General features: G+C 58.3%; 18 protein-coding genes. 12 read left to right on the forward strand and 6 right to left on the reverse strand.

Features of this window, described 5'->3' with window-relative positions:
* Positions 1 to 16: 16 nt before the first annotated feature.
* The 7 genes from CD175_RS13550 (at position 17) to CD175_RS13580 (ending at position 4,704) form a co-directional block, all read left to right on the forward strand.
* Positions 17 to 586 (forward strand): electron transport complex protein RnfA, encoded by a 570-nt coding sequence (locus CD175_RS13550; protein WP_104449285.1) that lies wholly within the window; start codon positions 17 to 19, stop codon positions 584 to 586.
* Positions 583 to 1,596 (forward strand): electron transport complex subunit RsxB, encoded by a 1,014-nt coding sequence (gene rsxB / locus CD175_RS13555; protein ID WP_104449286.1) that lies wholly within the window; start codon positions 583 to 585, stop codon positions 1,594 to 1,596. The genes CD175_RS13550 and rsxB overlap by 4 nt, the downstream gene beginning before the upstream one ends.
* A complete protein-coding gene (locus CD175_RS13560) occupies positions 1,583 to 2,569 on the forward strand; it encodes an RnfABCDGE type electron transport complex subunit D (protein ID WP_104449287.1) in 987 nt (328 codons plus the stop codon). The genes rsxB and CD175_RS13560 overlap by 14 nt, the downstream gene beginning before the upstream one ends.
* The gene (locus CD175_RS13565; protein ID WP_104449288.1) at positions 2,566 to 3,177 is read left to right on the forward strand and encodes an RnfABCDGE type electron transport complex subunit G; all 612 of its coding nucleotides are present in this window, start codon (positions 2,566 to 2,568) and stop codon (positions 3,175 to 3,177) included. The genes CD175_RS13560 and CD175_RS13565 overlap by 4 nt, the downstream gene beginning before the upstream one ends.
* Positions 3,170 to 3,754 carry an Rnf-Nqr domain containing protein gene (locus CD175_RS13570; protein ID WP_104449289.1) on the forward strand — a complete coding sequence of 195 codons (585 nt, stop codon included), beginning with the start codon at positions 3,170 to 3,172 and terminating at the stop codon, positions 3,752 to 3,754. Before CD175_RS13565 ends, CD175_RS13570 begins: the two co-directional genes overlap by 8 nt.
* Positions 3,755 to 3,779: 25 nt before the next feature.
* On the forward strand, positions 3,780 to 4,418 hold the full coding sequence (gene nth / locus CD175_RS13575) for an endonuclease III (protein ID WP_007972326.1): 639 nt from the start codon (positions 3,780 to 3,782) through the stop codon (positions 4,416 to 4,418).
* Between the two features lie 106 nt (positions 4,419 to 4,524).
* Positions 4,525 to 4,704 carry a PA3496 family putative envelope integrity protein gene (locus CD175_RS13580; RefSeq protein WP_007972325.1) on the forward strand — a complete coding sequence of 60 codons (180 nt, stop codon included), beginning with the start codon at positions 4,525 to 4,527 and terminating at the stop codon, positions 4,702 to 4,704.
* An 81-nt stretch (positions 4,705 to 4,785) separates the two neighbouring features.
* On the opposite strand, the gene CD175_RS13585 is transcribed toward CD175_RS13580, so the two are convergent.
* A complete protein-coding gene (locus CD175_RS13585; RefSeq protein ID WP_007972324.1) occupies positions 4,786 to 5,412 on the reverse strand; it encodes a response regulator transcription factor in 627 nt (208 codons plus the stop codon).
* 473 nt (positions 5,413 to 5,885) lie between these two features.
* Between CD175_RS13585 and CD175_RS13590 the strand changes: the two genes are divergently transcribed.
* A complete protein-coding gene (locus CD175_RS13590; RefSeq protein ID WP_104449290.1) occupies positions 5,886 to 6,596 on the forward strand; it encodes a hypothetical protein in 711 nt (236 codons plus the stop codon).
* 147 nt (positions 6,597 to 6,743) lie between these two features.
* Here the strand turns inward: CD175_RS13590 and CD175_RS13595 are convergent, their stop codons facing one another.
* Positions 6,744 to 7,961 (reverse strand): argininosuccinate synthase, encoded by a 1,218-nt coding sequence (locus tag CD175_RS13595; RefSeq protein WP_007972320.1) that lies wholly within the window; start codon positions 7,959 to 7,961, stop codon positions 6,744 to 6,746.
* Between the two features lie 129 nt (positions 7,962 to 8,090).
* On the reverse strand, positions 8,091 to 8,996 hold the full coding sequence (locus CD175_RS13600; protein ID WP_104449291.1) for a flagellar protein MotY: 906 nt from the start codon (positions 8,994 to 8,996) through the stop codon (positions 8,091 to 8,093).
* A gap of 159 nt (positions 8,997 to 9,155) precedes the next feature.
* On the opposite strand from CD175_RS13600, the gene pyrC reads away from it, so the two are divergent.
* Together pyrC and rnt are read left to right on the forward strand one after the other, a co-directional pair.
* Positions 9,156 to 10,202: a dihydroorotase gene (pyrC, locus tag CD175_RS13605; protein ID WP_015096688.1), complete on the forward strand. Its 1,047-nt coding sequence runs from the start codon at positions 9,156 to 9,158 to the stop codon at positions 10,200 to 10,202.
* Entirely contained in the window at positions 10,199 to 10,876 is a 678-nt protein-coding gene (gene rnt, locus CD175_RS13610) for a ribonuclease T (protein ID WP_104449292.1), read from the forward strand. Before pyrC ends, rnt begins: the two co-directional genes overlap by 4 nt.
* 195 nt (positions 10,877 to 11,071) lie before the next feature.
* Here rnt and CD175_RS13615 read toward each other — a convergent pair whose 3' ends face one another.
* Positions 11,072 to 11,674 carry a peroxiredoxin gene (locus CD175_RS13615; RefSeq protein WP_007971324.1) on the reverse strand — a complete coding sequence of 201 codons (603 nt, stop codon included), beginning with the start codon at positions 11,672 to 11,674 and terminating at the stop codon, positions 11,072 to 11,074.
* Between the two features lie 310 nt (positions 11,675 to 11,984).
* On the opposite strand from CD175_RS13615, the gene CD175_RS13620 reads away from it, so the two are divergent.
* Positions 11,985 to 12,203 carry a bacterioferritin-associated ferredoxin gene (locus CD175_RS13620; RefSeq protein WP_007985869.1) on the forward strand — a complete coding sequence of 73 codons (219 nt, stop codon included), beginning with the start codon at positions 11,985 to 11,987 and terminating at the stop codon, positions 12,201 to 12,203.
* 200 nt (positions 12,204 to 12,403) lie between these two features.
* Entirely contained in the window at positions 12,404 to 12,877 is a 474-nt protein-coding gene (bfr, locus tag CD175_RS13625; protein ID WP_104449293.1) for a bacterioferritin, read from the forward strand.
* Positions 12,878 to 13,039: 162 nt separating this feature from the next.
* Here the strand turns inward: bfr and grxD are convergent, their stop codons facing one another.
* Together grxD and CD175_RS13635 are read right to left on the reverse strand one after the other, a co-directional pair.
* Entirely contained in the window at positions 13,040 to 13,381 is a 342-nt protein-coding gene (grxD, locus tag CD175_RS13630) for a Grx4 family monothiol glutaredoxin (protein ID WP_007971318.1), read from the reverse strand.
* A 97-nt stretch (positions 13,382 to 13,478) separates the two neighbouring features.
* On the reverse strand, positions 13,479 to 15,587 hold the full coding sequence (locus CD175_RS13635; RefSeq protein ID WP_104449294.1) for a molybdopterin oxidoreductase family protein: 2,109 nt from the start codon (positions 15,585 to 15,587) through the stop codon (positions 13,479 to 13,481).
* Positions 15,588 to 15,684 lie beyond the last annotated feature (97 nt).

Here is a 15,684-nt window from a genome sequence, read left to right on the forward strand (position 1 = left end):
ACTGCCGGCACGAACAATGACCGAAATCCTGCTTACGCTTATCAGTGCAGCCCTGATCAACAACCTCGTGTTGCACTGGCCGCTGGGCGTCGATCCGCTGTTGGCTGGCCAGCGCCGTCAGGTCCATGCCTTGGGCATTGCGACGACATGCCTGATGCTGATCGTGGGCATGCTCGGCTACGCGCTCTATCACTGGCTGCTGATGCCGCAGCAATTGACGGCGCTGCGTCTGTTTGTGTTTCTGCCATTGAGCGTGCTGCTGATCGGCCCGTTGCTGAAGCTGCTGGCGCGGGTGTTTTCGACACTGCCTTTCGAAGGCCTCTGGCCGTTGCTGCTGGGCAATGCCGGCGTACTCGGCGTGGCCTTGCTCAACGCTCAGGAGGACAAAGGCTTGTTTCACGCCACAGCCTTGAGCCTCGGCGCAGGACTGGGCTTCTGGCTGGTGCTGAGCCTGTTCACTGATTTGCGTGAACGCACGGCCGACAACGATGTGCCCCTGCCCTTTCGCGGCCTGCCGATCGACCTGATCGGTGCCGGCCTGATCGCAGTGGTTTTTCTCGGATTCAGCGGACTGATCAAAACATGAGTCTGATTCAACTCATCGACGCACTCTTGCCGCAAACCCAATGCGGCAAGTGCGGCCACCCCGGGTGCAAGCCGTACGCCGAAGGCATTGCCAGCGGCGAGCCAATCAACAAGTGCCCACCCGGCGGCAACGAAACCATCGCGGCCCTGGCTGAATTGCTGAAGGTGCCGGTGCTGGAGCTGGACATCACTCGCGGCTCGGCACCTGCACAGATCGCCTATATCCGAGAAGCCGAGTGTATCGGTTGCACCAAGTGCATTCAGGCCTGTCCGATCGATGCCATCGTCGGGGCGGCCAAACTGATGCACACGGTGATCATCGATGAGTGCACCGGTTGCGACCTCTGTGTAGCACCCTGCCCGGTGGACTGCATCGAAATGCGCCCGCTGCCGCTGGACACCGTATTACCGGTTGTCGGGGGGCTGGCCCTCACACCGCAAGCGCAGCAGGCCCGAGCCCTCAAGCGCGATCACGCGCGGCGCCGCTTCGAACAGCGCAATGCCCGCTTGCAGCGCGAAGAGCAACAGAAAATCGCCGAACGCCAGGCCCGGCAACGTGCCGCGCAACCTAGCGAAGCGGCAGTCGACCCGGTACAGGCCGCCCTCGAGCGCGTCCGCCCACAGAAAGCCGCCACTGCCGATGCCGCGCTGAAAAAGGCGAAGATCGATGTGGCGATGAGTCGGGCACAGTTGCACAAGTCGCTGAAAGCCTTCGGACATCCACCGACCTTCGAACAGCAATCGCAGTTGATTGTCCTGCAACAGCAGTTCGAAGACGCCGAACAAAACCTGGCGCAACTGGAAAGCGCCGCGCCACCCGCCCCTGCGCCGACAGTCGCAACGGTGTCGTCAAATGATGCCGATCTGAAACGGGCCAAGATTCAGTTGGCCATGCGCCGTGCCGAACTCAAGAAGGCTCAGGCCAACGAAGCACCGGCGGAGCACATCGAAGCCCTGGAGCGCGCACTCGGCGAAGCCGAACGCCAGGTGAACGCCCATGCCAGCCCTTGAAACCGTTGATGAGCGCCTGCAGCAGGCCATGAAGCTGGTGCTTCTGGCCACGCTGCCGGGAATGCTCGCCGCGTTCTGGCTATACGGCTGGGGCGTGTTGATCAACCTGGTTCTGGCGGCCGCTGCTGCGCTGGCCGTTGAAGCTACCGTCGTGCAATGGCGCAAACGACCGCTGAGGCCAACCCTGAGTGACGGTAGCGCGTTGGTCAGTGCCACCTTGCTGGCGCTGGCGCTGCCGCCTTACTGCCCATGGTGGCTGCCCCTCAGCGCAGCCGCTTTTGCGATGATTTTCGGCAAGCACTTATATGGCGGCGTTGGCTCAAACCCCTTCAATCCGGCGATGCTCGGATTTGCTCTGGTGCTGGTGACCTTTCCCCAACCCATGACCCATTGGCCATCGCCCCATGGCATGGACCTGTTGAGTGGCTTGCAGCAAGTGTTCGGATTCGGCCAGGCACCGGATGCGTGGGTGCAGGCCACGGCGCTGGACAGCCTGCGGATCAACAAAAGCCTGACCATGGATGAACTGTTTGCCGGCAATCCGGCATTCGGCCACTACGGCGGACGCGGTGTGGAGTGGGTGAACCTGGCGTTTCTGGCGGGCGGAATGTTTCTCCTGCAACGAAGAGTGATCAGTTGGCATGCACCGGTCGGCATGCTGGCCAGCCTGTTCGTCATCAGCCTGCTGTGCTGGAACGGGTCGGGCTCCGACTCCCATGGCTCGCCGCTGTTTCACCTGCTGACCGGTGCGACCATGCTGGGGGCGTTCTTCATCATTACCGAACCGGTGTCCGGCGCCAGAAGCCCTGGCGCGAAATTGTTGTTCGGCGTCGGCGTCGGGCTCCTGACTTATCTGATTCGTACCTGGGGCGGTTATCCGGACGGCATCGCCTTTGCCGTGCTGTTGATGAACCTGTGCGTGCCGGCGCTGGAGCGGTTGGTGGCGGCCAGACTACAGCCGGAGGTGCAATGAGCCGGACATCAAGCATCACGCTTCTGGTGGTGTTGGCCGCACTGGGCATGGGCGTGACGTACTTCGTGCAACTCGGCAGCGCGCCGCGCATTGCAGCGGAACAGCGCCAGCTCGACAGCCGGAATCTGCTCGACCTGATACCGGCAGACAGCTACGACAATCAACCACTCGACCACCCCATCAGGATCAAAACAACCACCCTGGCAAACAGCACCTTGCTGGGTGGCTATCTGGCGACCCGGGGCGACCAACCCGTCGCCGTGTTGCTGCGCAGTCAAACCCTCGGCTACACGGGTGCCATCGAGCTACTGATCGCTGTCGATGCCAATGGCAGGTTGCTGGGTGTCAAAACCCTCAAACAGTCGGAAACACCTGGGCTGGGGGCACGGATCGCCGACTGGCCCAATGGCTGGCTGCAGATTTTTTCCGGAAAATCCCGAACAGAACCCGGTGACAGCGGTTGGGCGCTGAAAAAGGATCAGGGGCAGTTCGATCAGATCGCAGGCGCGACCATCACTTCAAGATCAGTGATCAATGCCGTGCACGATGCCTTGCGCTACTTTGATGAACACCGGCAACAATTGCTCGGGAACCCTGCCCATGGATAACTCATCGACGCTGCGCAACGCCCTGATGCTGACGCCGCTGATCGGCGCCACCCACTCGCTGATGGCCGCACTTGGCCTGTGCCTGATGTTCATGGTGGTGACCCAGTTGTTCAGCCTGGCCATGGGCGCCCTGCGACACCGACTGGTCCCGGCGGCCCGCTTGCCGGCCAGCGTTCTGTTGGCTGCCACGCTCACCAGTTGCGCGGAAGTCATGGCACAAGCCTGGTCGCTGCAATGGCAGCAGCATCTGGGGTTTTATGGCGCCATGATCGCCTTGCAATGCGTCGTACTGGAGCACACCGGGTTCTTTCAAAACGGCTGGCCCCAGCGCCTGCGACTCAGTGGGCTGTTTGTCACGCTGATGATCGCTATGGGACTGCTGCGCGAACTCATCGGCAATGCAACCCTTGGAAACCGACTATCGTGGCTGTCCGGTGCAACGCAAACTGACTGGCAAGGCTGGGTGCTGGTGACCGATGGTGGTCTGCGCCTGGCCACATTGGTCCCTGGCGGGTTCATTCTGCTCGGACTGCTGATCGCCGCCTGGCAGGCCTGGCGCCCCAAACCTACCCATTGATTGCCTACGAGGAAACGCACTGCCCATGAATGCCGCAAAACGTCTGGAAATTTTCCGCAGGCTGCACGAAGACAACCCGGAACCCAAGACCGAACTGGCCTATTCCTCACCGTTCGAATTGCTGATCGCCGTGATTCTCTCGGCGCAGTCGACCGACGTCGGCGTCAACAAGGCCACCGCCAAGCTGTTCCCGGTCGCCAATACCCCGGCAGCGATCCATGCCCTGGGTGTCGAGGGACTGTCGGAATACATCAAGACCATCGGCCTGTACAACAGCAAAGCGAAAAACGTGATCGAAACCTGCCGCTTGCTGGTCGAGCGTCATGCCGGTGAAGTGCCGCAAACCCGCGAAGAGCTGGAAGCGCTGCCCGGCGTCGGCCGCAAAACCGCCAATGTGGTACTCAATACGGCATTCCGTCAGCTGACCATGGCTGTCGACACGCATATTTTCAGGGTCAGCAACCGCACCGGCATTGCACCCGGCAAGAATGTGGTGGAAGTCGAGAAAAAACTGATGAAATTCGTGCCCAGGGAGTACCTGCTCGACTCCCATCACTGGCTGATCCTTCACGGCCGCTATGTCTGCCTCGCCCGCAAGCCCCGATGCGGAAGCTGCCGGATCGAGGACTTGTGCGAATACAAGCACAAAACCTCCGACGATTGAGGCGCTATTGGGATTATTGAATTGTCGATTGAAAAAATCTTTTTTACCCGCCGGGAGATTGTCGATATAAGGAGCGCCAAAGGCCTTCTTAGCCTGGAGCAACTAAATGAGTACTGGCAAAGAGCAATTGGACGTAGAAGACGACTTCACCACCGCCGAAACCGATGACGCTGAGCCGGTGGTTGAAGTAGCGAAAACTAATCTGAGCAAACGCCGCACCATCGACAATCTGCTGGAGGAGCGCCGACTGCAAAAGCAATTGGCCGACTACGATTTTGACTTATGACACCTGAAAGCCTCCCGAAACGGAGGCTTTTTTTTTAAGTGCCATACTTCGACAACCGCCCCTTATCGCGCAAATACGCCATCACACCAGACCATTGCGTTGTGCCAGTTCGATCAAATCGACCAGGGACCTTGCATTGAGTTTGAGCAACAGGCGGGTCTTGTAAGTACTCACTGTTTTATTGCTGAGAAACATTCCATCGGCAATTTCCTTATTGGTCTTCCCTCTGGCCAATTGCTGCAGGACCATCATTTCCCGCCCCGACAACCGATCCACCATGTCGGCCTCACTGGCGTTCCCCAAACTGCAACGCACGGTATGCAAGGCTTGATTGGGAAAGTAACTGTAACCTGACAACACGGCTTTTATTGCGCTGAGCAACTCCGTCAGGTCTTGCTGTTTGCAGACATAACCGGCGGCACCGGATTGCATGCAACGCATGGAAAAATGCCCCGGTGCCTGGGAAGTCAGGATCAGCACTTTCATCGGCATTGAGGTCGAAGACAAACGTGCGATGACTTCCAACCCGTCCAGCTTCGGAATCCCGATATCCAGAATGACAATATCCGGCGTAAGTTCACGGGCTAGTTGCAGTGCATCCACACCATTATCGGTTTCTGCAATAACTTCGTAGCCATGACGCTCCATTAGCATACGTACCGCAAGACGAATGACGGGGTGATCATCCACGATCAGCACTTTATTCATGGGCAAGTCCAATTTTCGCTGTTCGAATTTTTAGAGCCCGCACAATAGCCTAGTCGTTTCACCCATGGCATGTCGCCCCTTCCAACCACCCACACCAAGAGACATACCCTACAAACAACACGGATTTCTCCTACAAAAATCCCTCGAACGGAATGAGTTGAAAACTGTATCAGCGTCATGGTGACGCAGTTTTCACCAATCAGCTCTATCGATTTACGACCAGAATTTTCCAAAAGCCAGCCTGAATGGCCGAGCTCTGACAAACACAAGTATCTACTTCTGCGCTAAAACGTAACTGATATTTTCGCATTCAACACTCACACCAGAAATATCACACACCAAGAATCCAATTACTCTTACAGCAAATTATATTTTTTGAGCAATCATTAAAACATCACCAGCAACCATCAAAAAACTCTACAACCACCACATCAAAAAAACTTTAAAAACCGTTCAAAAAACGAGAACTCAACATGAGCCCAGAACATGACAGAAAGTTAATCACCAACCCAATGACAATCATTGCGATATTCGCAGCGCTCTCTGAAACTTCGGCCGCCGTTTCTCTGCCCTTCCTTGACCAAGAAGAAAGAGAACTCTATGTCTGGTTTCTGATCAGCTTTCCGTTTTATTTACTTTTGCTTTTTTTCGCGACACTCAACTTCAACTACCGCTCACTGTATGCGCCTTCCGACTTTGAAAAGGGAAAACATTTCATGAAGGTGATGGAAGATGGAGGGCGGTCGGAAAAAAAAGTATCCGGGAAGTCGTCAGGGAATCCCACTACGGTAACGTCAACGAATGGCCAGCAGCCAGGTCGGTCGCCCTGCGGTGCACAGGACCCGCCAACGGAAATTGGTCTGCACAGCACCGTCTTCGTTCAGCATCAACTGCAGTTACCGGAATTTGTAAAAGACCTGTGCATCGTTGATACACGCGGTATGAGCAAGGAGGTCGAATTTGAAGCGCTGCTGGAAAAAATCCAGAAGCCGCCGGAAAAGATGGCGTACGTGATTCTGTTTATCACTTGTGCCATTTCAGAGACTTTACTGAAGGCCAGTGCGCTCAAGCATTCCAGGCAGACCAGGAAGCACTGCCCCGCCTTTTACATTGCCTACAATCCGGTCTCGCACAGGTTGACAGTCATTGATCAAGCCGTGCAACCGGCAAACAACAACGCGTAGAACAGGACAGACCATTGGAAGGAGAAAGACAGGAAACCGTCAGCGGCAACGAATACCCGACTACGCAGTAACTGGCATCACACCCCGTTTTCAGGTGCCTGACCCCGTCGAGGACGAGGTCAGGCACCCATCACGAGTTCAAAGGTCTCAGAACAGCTTCCGGCCTTTGTTCGCCGCAATGCGCATGCGCAGGGCGTTGAGCTTGATGAAGCCCGCAGCATCCGCCTGGTTGTACGCGCCGCCATCTTCTTCGAAAGTAGCGATGTTGGCGTCGAACAGCGAGTCATCGGACTTGCGACCAGTGACGATCACATTGCCCTTGTACAGTTTCAGGCGCACAACGCCGTTCACGTTGACCTGGGACGCATCGATCATCTGTTGCAGCATCAGACGCTCAGGGCTCCACCAGTAGCCGGTGTAGATCAGGCTGGCGTACTTGGGCATCAACTCGTCCTTGAGGTGAGCCACTTCGCGGTCCAGGGTGATCGATTCGATCGCGCGGTGGGCACGCAGCATGATGGTGCCGCCAGGGGTTTCGTAGCAGCCACGGGACTTCATGCCCACATAGCGGTTCTCGACGATGTCGAGACGGCCGATACCGTGTTCACCACCGATACGGTTCAGGGTCGCCAGCACGGTGGCCGGAGTCATTTCGACACCGTCCAGCGCGACGATGTCGCCGTTGCGGTAGGTCAACTCCAGGTACTGCGGCTTGTCTGGAGCGTTTTCCGGGGAAACGGTCCAGCGCCACATGTCTTCTTCGTGCTCGGTCCAGGTGTCTTCCAGCACGCCGCCTTCATAGGAGATGTGCAGCAGGTTGGCATCCATGGAGTACGGGGATTTCTTCTTGCCGTGACGCTCGATCGGGATCGCGTGCTTCGCGGCGTAGTCCATCAGTTTTTCACGGGACAGCAGGTCCCATTCGCGCCAGGGAGCAATCACTTTCACGCCAGGCTTCAAGGCGTAGGCGCCCAATTCGAAACGAACCTGGTCGTTGCCCTTGCCGGTGGCGCCATGGGAAATGGCGTCAGCGCCGGTTTCGTTGGCGATTTCGATCAGGCGCTTGGCGATCAGCGGACGAGCGATGGAAGTACCCAGCAGGTACTCGCCTTCGTAAACGGTATTGGCGCGGAACATCGGGAAAACGAAATCGCGCACGAACTCTTCGCGCAAGTCGTCGATGTAGATCTCTTTGACGCCCATGGCCTGAGCCTTGGCGCGTGCAGGTTCGACCTCTTCGCCCTGACCCAGGTCAGCGGTGAAGGTCACCACTTCACAGTTATAAGTATCCTGCAGCCACTTGAGGATCACCGAAGTGTCCAGGCCGCCGGAATACGCCAGAACGACCTTGTTTACGTCCGCCATGCCATCACTCCACGGGGTTCTACGGAAAGCCGTGAAGTCTACCGCTCATGCGGGATAATTTACAGAGGCGCGACAGCTTATGACGACCAAGCGACAGAATCTGTCGAGAGCGCGACGATGACCGAAGGGTCAGGACGTTGCCGAAGTGGCCGCTTTCGTCGCTTGCGGGGCGACTTGCTCCGCGGGTGCTCCCCGCTCCAGCCGTACCGCTACCCGACGGTTCTTCGCACGGTTGGCGTTGTTGGTATTGGGCGCCAGCGGATAACGTTCGCCATGGAAACGCAGGGTGATTTGCGACTCCTGGATGCCGTTGGCCTTGAAGAACTCCATCACTGCCAGGGCCCGACGCCGCGACAGGTCGCGATTGGTCAGGCGGTTGCCGCTGTTGTCGGAGTGGCCATCGAGCTCGATGTGATTGACCGTCGGATCAGCCCTCATGTAGTCCAGCATGACCTGCAGCTTGGCTTTCGCGGCACTGTCGAGCTCGATTCCGCCGCCAGGGAAGCCGATTTGGGATTGTTTCACCTGCTCGAAGTTCTGCGGCAACAGTTTGGCCACGCAGCCTTGATAATCGGCAAACGCCTGGGTGAACCTGACCGGCAGCAAGCGCACTTCCGACACCCGGCCATCCCCCGAGGAATGGCGAACCACCGGGCTGCGACCGTCCATCAGGCCACTGATCAGGCGTCCGGCCTGCACCTGTGAACTGTTGAACAACACGTTGCCGCTGCCGATTCTCACCGTGCCCAGGTTGATATCGTCACGCCCCGGTTGCCACGGTGCGGCAGCGGCCAGCAAGGTCGCCGAACCTCCGCCCAGCATCGGGTTATAGGCTTTCAGACGAAACGTTGCCTGCTCACCGGCCTTGCGCACGAACTCACCCGAACCGAAGTCGGTAATCGGCTGCGCCAGGCGGCATTCGAACTTGTCGCCTTCGACCGTCCACTCAATGCTCTCCAGGCGGGTCTGAAAAGTGAGCGCCATCGCGGGAAGGCTGGCAAACACACTGAGCAAGGCTAAATAACGCTGGCGCACGGGAGGCTCCACTGGCTTCTACAACAAAAAGACCGACACACACATGTTTACGGCATACCTGTTGGATATCGGAAGCTGGCGGCAAAACTTGATAGCGAGTGCCTGCAAGAGTCTTTTCCGGTAGCATTCCCTTGAGTTTGACCCGCCTGGAATCCCCTCATGTCCGACCGCCTGACCCTGCTGCGTCCCGACGACTGGCACATTCATCTTCGCGATGGTGCCGTGTTGACCAATACCGTCGCGGATGTCGCGCGCACCTTTGGCCGCGCCATCATCATGCCCAACCTGGTTCCACCGGTGCGCAACGCGGCCGAAGCCGACGGCTATCGCCAGCGGATTCTCGCTGCCCGCCCGGCCGGCAGCCCGTTCGAGCCGCTGATGGTCCTGTACCTGACCGACCGCACCCAGCCTGAAGAAATCCGCGAGGCCAAGGCCAGCGGATTCGTGCACGCCGCCAAGCTGTACCCGGCCGGCGCGACCACCAACTCGGACTCTGGTGTTACCAGCATCGACAAGATTTTCCCCGCACTCGAGGCCATGGCCGAAGTCGGGATGCCGTTGCTGATCCACGGCGAAGTCACCCGTGGCGATGTCGACGTGTTCGACCGCGAAAAAATCTTCATCGACGAGCACATGCGTCGTGTGGTCGAGCGTTTCCCGACGCTCAAGGTGGTGTTCGAACACATCACCACCGCTGACGCCGTGCAGTTCGTCAACTCGGCTTCGGCCAACGTTGGCGCGACCATCACCGCGCATCACCTGCTGTACAACCGCAACCACATGCTGGTGGGCGGGATTCGGCCGCATTTCTACTGCCTGCCGATCCTCAAGCGCAATACGCACCAGGAAGCCCTGCTCGACGCCGCCACCAGCGGCAGCGAAAAATTCTTCCTCGGCACCGACTCGGCCCCCCACGCCCAGCACGCCAAGGAAGCCGCTTGTGGTTGCGCCGGCTGCTACACCGCTTATGCGGCGATCGAGATGTACGCCGAAGCGTTCGAACAGCGCAATGCGCTGGACAAGCTCGAAGCCTTCGCCAGCCTTAACGGCCCGCGTTTCTATGGCTTGCCGGCCAACACCGATCGCATCACCCTGGTCCGCGAAGAATGGACCGCCCCTGCCAGCCTGCCGTTTGGCGAGTTGACCGTTATCCCGCTGCGCGCCGGTGAAAAACTGCGCTGGCGCCTGCTGGAGGAACACGCGTGAGTGAAGAGCATTTCGACGACGAACTGGAAGGCAATGGTGGCGGAGGCGGTTCCCGTCATCCAATGGCTGCCAGGTTCCGTGGTTACCTGCCGGTTGTCGTCGACGTAGAAACCGGTGGCTTCAACTCGGCCACCGACGCCCTGCTGGAAATCGCCGCGACCACCATCGCCATGGATGAAAAGGGTTTTGTGTACCCGGATCACACCTACTTCTTCCGGGTCGAGCCATTCGAAGGCGCGAACATCGAAGCGGCGGCCCTGGAGTTCACCGGAATCAAGCTCGATCACCCGCTGCGCATGGCCGTGAGTGAAGAGTCTGCCCTGAACGATATCTTCCGCGGCGTGCGCAAGGCCCTCAAGGCCAACGGTTGCAAACGGGCGATCCTGGTCGGGCATAACAGCAGCTTCGACCTGGGCTTCCTGAATGCGGCGGTTGCGCGCCTGGACATGAAGCGCAATCCGTTCCATCCGTTCTCCAGTTTCGATACCGCGACGCTCGCGGGCCTGGCCTACGGCCAGACCGTGCTGGCCAAGGCGTGTCAGGCAGCGGACATCGACTTCGACGGTCGCGAGGCTCACTCGGCGCGCTATGACACCGAGAAGACGGCAGAGCTGTTCTGCGGCATCGTCAATCGCTGGAAACAGATGGGTGGCTGGGAAGATTTCAACGATTGATGGCTTTGTGTAGGAACGAGCCTGCTCGCGATGGTCGTTAACGATAACGCGGGGAACCTGACACCCAGCGGCGTTCTCAAGTCCATCGTCGGAACGCCGCCCGGAGCAAGCTCGCTCCTACAGGAGTTCCAGGTTTATCCCGCACATAAAAAAACCGGCCTCGATGGCCGGTTTTTTTTACCTGCAGCGTGCGCCTTACAGAGCGGCAGCGTGCTCGGTCAGGTAAGCCGCAACGCCTTCTGGCGAAGCGTTCATGCCTTTGTCGCCTTTCTTCCAGTTGGCAGGGCAGACTTCGCCGTGCTCTTCGTGGAACTGCAGAGCGTCGACCAGACGCAGCAGCTCTTCCATGTTACGGCCCAGCGGCAGGTCGTTGATGATCTGCGAACGGACAACGCCTTTGTCGTCGATCAGGAACGCGCCACGGAACGCCACGCCGTCAGCGGACTGAACGTCGTAGGCCTTCATGATTTCCTGCTTGATGTCGGCAGCCATGGTGTAGCGAACTTCGCCGATACCGCCATTGTTGACCGGTGTGTTGCGCCAGGCGTTGTGGGTGAAGTGCGAGTCGATCGACACAGCGACCACTTCAACGTTGCGCGCCTTGAACTCGGACATGCGGTTGTCCAGAGCGATCAGCTCGGACGGGCAAACGAAGGTGAAGTCCAGCGGGTAGAAGAACACCAGGCCGTATTTGCCTTTGATCGCCGAAGACAGGGTGAAGCTGTCTACGATCTCGCCATTGCCGAGTACGGCCGGTACGGTGAAGTCAGGGGCTTGTTTGCCTACGAGTACGCTCATTGGATATCTCCTGGTGTAATAGCGTGAGAAACAGGGTTCGCATCAGCCTGCCACCCTGAGGCGACAGCCCTGTGACACGAACCCCGGTCGCAAAAGACCGGTCATCATACACCGCGTATTTGAGCTGGCTTAGCTGTTTTTTCCCGGTACGATGAAATCCCCGACGGTTTTGTATCACCGGTTTGCCATATAGACCGTTCGTCAGCCATCCCCGCTTATGACGAAAAGTACTCTGAAACCACTTTGACAATCATTCTCGTTAACATTAAGATCCATCGCAATTGAGTCACAATCAGCGACGGTCTTCCTTATGTATGTTTGCCTCTGCACTGGCGTCACCGACGGTCAAATCCGCGATGCGATCTATGAAGGATGCTGCAGCTACAAGGAAGTCCGTGTGGCTACCGGCGTTGCCAGTCAATGCGGCAAATGTGCCTGTCTTGCCAAGGAAGTGGTCCGCGAGACCCTGACAAAACTGCAAACGGCCCAGGCTGCAATTCCCTATCCAGCAGAATTTACAGCGGCTTAACTATCGAATTTCAAAGAACCGGACATATGTCCGGTTTTTTTATGCCTCAAAATCAACTAGTTATGCTCTAGACGCGGAACACAAACATTCTTATTCCGATTAATTTTCATTTAAGTTTCAATAACTTAGGTTTGACACTATTAAATACGCAGCTCAAACTCTCTGTTCTATTGACAGCTAACAAAGGGCAGGACCCCATCATGAAAGGCGACGTTACAGTCATCCAGCATCTCAACAAGATCCTTGCCAATGAGCTGGTCGCGATCAATCAATACTTCCTGCATGCGCGCATGTACGAAGATTGGGGCCTGAACAAGCTCGGCAAGCACGAGTACCACGAATCCATCGACGAGATGAAGCATGCGGACAAGCTGATCAAGCGGATCCTGTTCCTTGAAGGCCTGCCGAACGTCCAGGACCTGGGCAAGCTGCACATCGGCGAGCACACCAAGGAAATGCTCGAGTGCGACCTGCGTATCGAGAAAATCGGCCATGCCGACCTGAAAGTGGCTATCGCGCATTGCGAAACAGTGGGCGACTTTGGCAGCCGTGAGCTGCTTGAAGATATCCTCGAGTCCGAAGAAGAACATATCGACTGGCTGGAAACCCAATTGGGCCTGATCGACAAGATCGGTATCGAAAACTATCTGCAATCGCAGATGGGTGAAGAGTAGGAGCTGCCGCAGGCTGCGATCTTGGCAACTGCAGCCGCAATATTGCAGTAACTTCCTTAGAGCAATAAAAAGCCCCGCCCTCTTTCGAGTGGCGGGGCTTTTTTAATGCTGAAGATCAAGAGATCGCAGCCTTCGGCAGCTCCTACAGGGGAGCCGCCCGAATCAGGCTTCGGTCTTTGGAGCAGCGGCCTTGGCGGCGGCGTCCTTGATCAGGCTCTGCAGCGAACCGTCAGCAGCCATTTCAGTCATGATGTCGCTACCGCCGACCAGCTCACCGGCAACCCACAGTTGCGGGAAGGTTGGCCAGTTGGCGTATTTTGGCAGGTTGGCGCGGATTTCCGGGTTCTGCAGGATGTCCACGTACGCAAACTTTTCACCACACGCCATCACGGCCTGTGCAGCTTTCGCGGAGAAGCCGCACTGCGGGGCATTTGGCGAGCCTTTCATGTAAAGCAGAATGGTGTTGTTGGCAATCTGCTCTTTAATCGTTTCGATGATATCCATGGAGCACCTCGGCTGAACTTTCCGACTCATGGGTCGGCACGGTGGCGCATTGTAACGGAAAGCCGAGCGCCCTGCTCGGTCTCTCCGTCAGACTGATTCAAGCCGCCGCTACGGTCACCGGCACACCGTTAAGCGCGGCATTTCCCGACAGTTCGTCAAGCTGGCAGTCGTCGGTCAGATCATTGGCGCTGGAGCCCGGCTGACTGCTGGCAATCGACATTTGCACGCCCGGCCGCGCGTGACCCCAGCCGTGCGGCAGACTGACCACGCCTTTCATCATATCCAGACTACCCAGCACTTCGACCTCAATCACACCCACCCGCGAACTGACCCGAACGCGCTGTCCGTCACTGAGCCCGCGACTGACCAGATCGTCCGGATGCATCAGCAACTGGTGACGTGGCTTGCCCTTCACCAACCGATGATAGTTATGCATCCATGAGTTGTTGCTGCGTACATGCCGGCGGCCAATCATCAACAACTCGTCGGCGGCCGGCGCCTTCAAGGCTGCGAAGCGCGCCAGGTCAGCGAGAATCGCCGCCGGCGCGGCCTGGATGCGTTGATTGGCAGTCTTCAGGCGCGGTGCAAGGTTGGGCTTGAGCGCGCCAAGATCGACGCCATGGGGATGATCGAACAAAGTCGCCAGCGATAGCTTGTGCTCTGAGGTGTCGCCGTACATCCCCATGCGCAGGCCGCGATCGATCATTTGCGCCGGGGCGATGGTAGGTTTCAACTCTTTGCCGGTCCTGGCGGCAAACGCCTTGGCCAGCCCGACGAAGATCTCCCAGTCGTGCAATGCCCCTTTGGGCTTGGCGAGGATTGCGCGGTTGAAACGACTGACGTTGCGCACCGCGAACAGGTTGAACGTGGTGTCGTAATGATCGTTTTCCAGCGCCGATGTGGACGGCAGGATCAGGTCGGCGTAGCGCGTGGTTTCATTGATGTACAGGTCGATGCTGACCATGAAATCCAACCCGTCCAGTGCCTGCTCGAGCTTTCGGCCATTGGGCGTGGACAGCACCGGATTGCCCGCCACGGTGATCAGCGCCCGGACCTGCCCCTCCCCTTCGGTGAGCATCTCTTCGGCCAGCGCAGAGACTGGCAGCTCTCCGGCGTATTCCGGGCGCCCGGAAACCCGGCTCTGCCACAGATTGAAATGCCCGCCCGAAGTCGTCGCCACCAGGTCCACCGCCGGCTCTGTGCACAAGGCACCCCCCACGCGGTCGAGGTTGCCGGTGACCAGGTTGATCAACTGCACCGCCCAGTGACAAAGTGTTCCGAAGGCCTGGGTCGAGACGCCCATGCGGCCATAACAGACAGCCGAGGGCGCCGCGGCGAAGTCTCGCGCCAATTGGCGGATTTGTTCGGCCGGTACGGCGCACAACGGACTCATGGCCTCGGCAGTGAACGGCGCGACGGCCTCCCGCACGCCCTCCAGACCGTCTACCGGCAGATGGCCGTCGCGGGTCAGGCCTTCAGCGAACAAGGTGTTGAGCAAGCCGAACAACAGCGCGGCATCACCGCCCGGGCGCACGAACAGATGCTGATCGGCGATCGCCGCCGTTTCACTGCGGCGAGGGTCGACTACCACCACTTTGCCACCCCGGGCCTGTATCGCCTTCAAGCGTTTTTCCACATCGGGCACGGTCATGATGCTGCCGTTCGAAGCCAGCGGGTTGCCGCCCAGGATCAGCATGAAATCGGTGTGATCGATGTCCGGGATCGGGAGCAGCAAACCGTGGCCGTACATCAAATGACTGGTCAGGTGATGGGGCAATTGATCGACCGAGGTGGCTGAAAACCGGTTGCGGGTTTTCAGCAGGCCCAGGAAGTAATTGCTGTGGGTCATCAGCCCGTAATTGTGCACGCTCGGGTTGCCCTGATAGACCGCTACGGCGTTTTGCCCATGGCGCTCCTGAATCGCCGCCAGGCGCTCGGCCACCAGGTTGAATGCCGCGTCCCACTCGATGGGCTGCCATTCATTGCCCACCCGCTGCATCGGCTGATGCAGGCGATCCGGATCATTCTGGATGTCTTGCAGGGCCACGGCCTTGGGGCAAATGTGGCCACGGCTGAATGCGTCCTGGGGATCGCCCTTGATCGACGTGATCTGCACGTTACCGCCTTCGACCTCGGTGGTTTCGATGGTCAGGCCACAGATGGCTTCGCACAAATGGCACGCACGGTGATGGAGAGTCTTGGTCATGGCCAGTCTGTCTTGTCATGGGCGGGCACCGATGGCCGCGGAAACAAAACTATGGCGCCAGACCCGACGCCACGCCAGCGACGTTCGTCTTGTGAAT

Origin of the sequence: Pseudomonas laurylsulfatiphila, from assembly GCF_002934665.1 — a bacterium.
In the GTDB taxonomy this organism is placed as follows: Bacteria; Pseudomonadota; Gammaproteobacteria; order Pseudomonadales; family Pseudomonadaceae; genus Aquipseudomonas; species Aquipseudomonas laurylsulfatiphila.

Bases quoted from the DNA above. Each gene is read 5' to 3' on its own strand.
- CD175_RS13550 (WP_104449285.1), top strand. From the start codon at position 17: ATGACCGAAATCCTGCTTACGCTTATCAGTGCAGCCCTGATCAACAAC.
- rsxB (WP_104449286.1), top strand. From the start codon at position 583: ATGAGTCTGATTCAACTCATCGACGCACTCTTGCCGCAAACCCAATGC.
- CD175_RS13560 (WP_104449287.1), top strand. From the start codon at position 1,583: ATGCCAGCCCTTGAAACCGTTGATGAGCGCCTGCAGCAGGCCATGAAG.
- CD175_RS13565 (WP_104449288.1), top strand. From the start codon at position 2,566: ATGAGCCGGACATCAAGCATCACGCTTCTGGTGGTGTTGGCCGCACTG.
- CD175_RS13570 (WP_104449289.1), top strand. From the start codon at position 3,170: ATGGATAACTCATCGACGCTGCGCAACGCCCTGATGCTGACGCCGCTG.
- nth (WP_007972326.1), top strand. From the start codon at position 3,780: ATGAATGCCGCAAAACGTCTGGAAATTTTCCGCAGGCTGCACGAAGAC.
- CD175_RS13580 (WP_007972325.1), top strand. From the start codon at position 4,525: ATGAGTACTGGCAAAGAGCAATTGGACGTAGAAGACGACTTCACCACC.
- CD175_RS13585 (WP_007972324.1), bottom strand. From the start codon at position 5,412: ATGAATAAAGTGCTGATCGTGGATGATCACCCCGTCATTCGTCTTGCG.
- CD175_RS13590 (WP_104449290.1), top strand. From the start codon at position 5,886: ATGAGCCCAGAACATGACAGAAAGTTAATCACCAACCCAATGACAATC.
- CD175_RS13595 (WP_007972320.1), bottom strand. From the start codon at position 7,961: ATGGCGGACGTAAACAAGGTCGTTCTGGCGTATTCCGGCGGCCTGGAC.
- pyrC (WP_015096688.1), top strand. From the start codon at position 9,156: ATGTCCGACCGCCTGACCCTGCTGCGTCCCGACGACTGGCACATTCAT.
- CD175_RS13615 (WP_007971324.1), bottom strand. From the start codon at position 11,674: ATGAGCGTACTCGTAGGCAAACAAGCCCCTGACTTCACCGTACCGGCC.
- CD175_RS13620 (WP_007985869.1), top strand. From the start codon at position 11,985: ATGTATGTTTGCCTCTGCACTGGCGTCACCGACGGTCAAATCCGCGAT.
- bfr (WP_104449293.1), top strand. From the start codon at position 12,404: ATGAAAGGCGACGTTACAGTCATCCAGCATCTCAACAAGATCCTTGCC.
- grxD (WP_007971318.1), bottom strand. From the start codon at position 13,381: ATGGATATCATCGAAACGATTAAAGAGCAGATTGCCAACAACACCATT.
- CD175_RS13635 (WP_104449294.1), bottom strand. From the start codon at position 15,587: ATGACCAAGACTCTCCATCACCGTGCGTGCCATTTGTGCGAAGCCATC.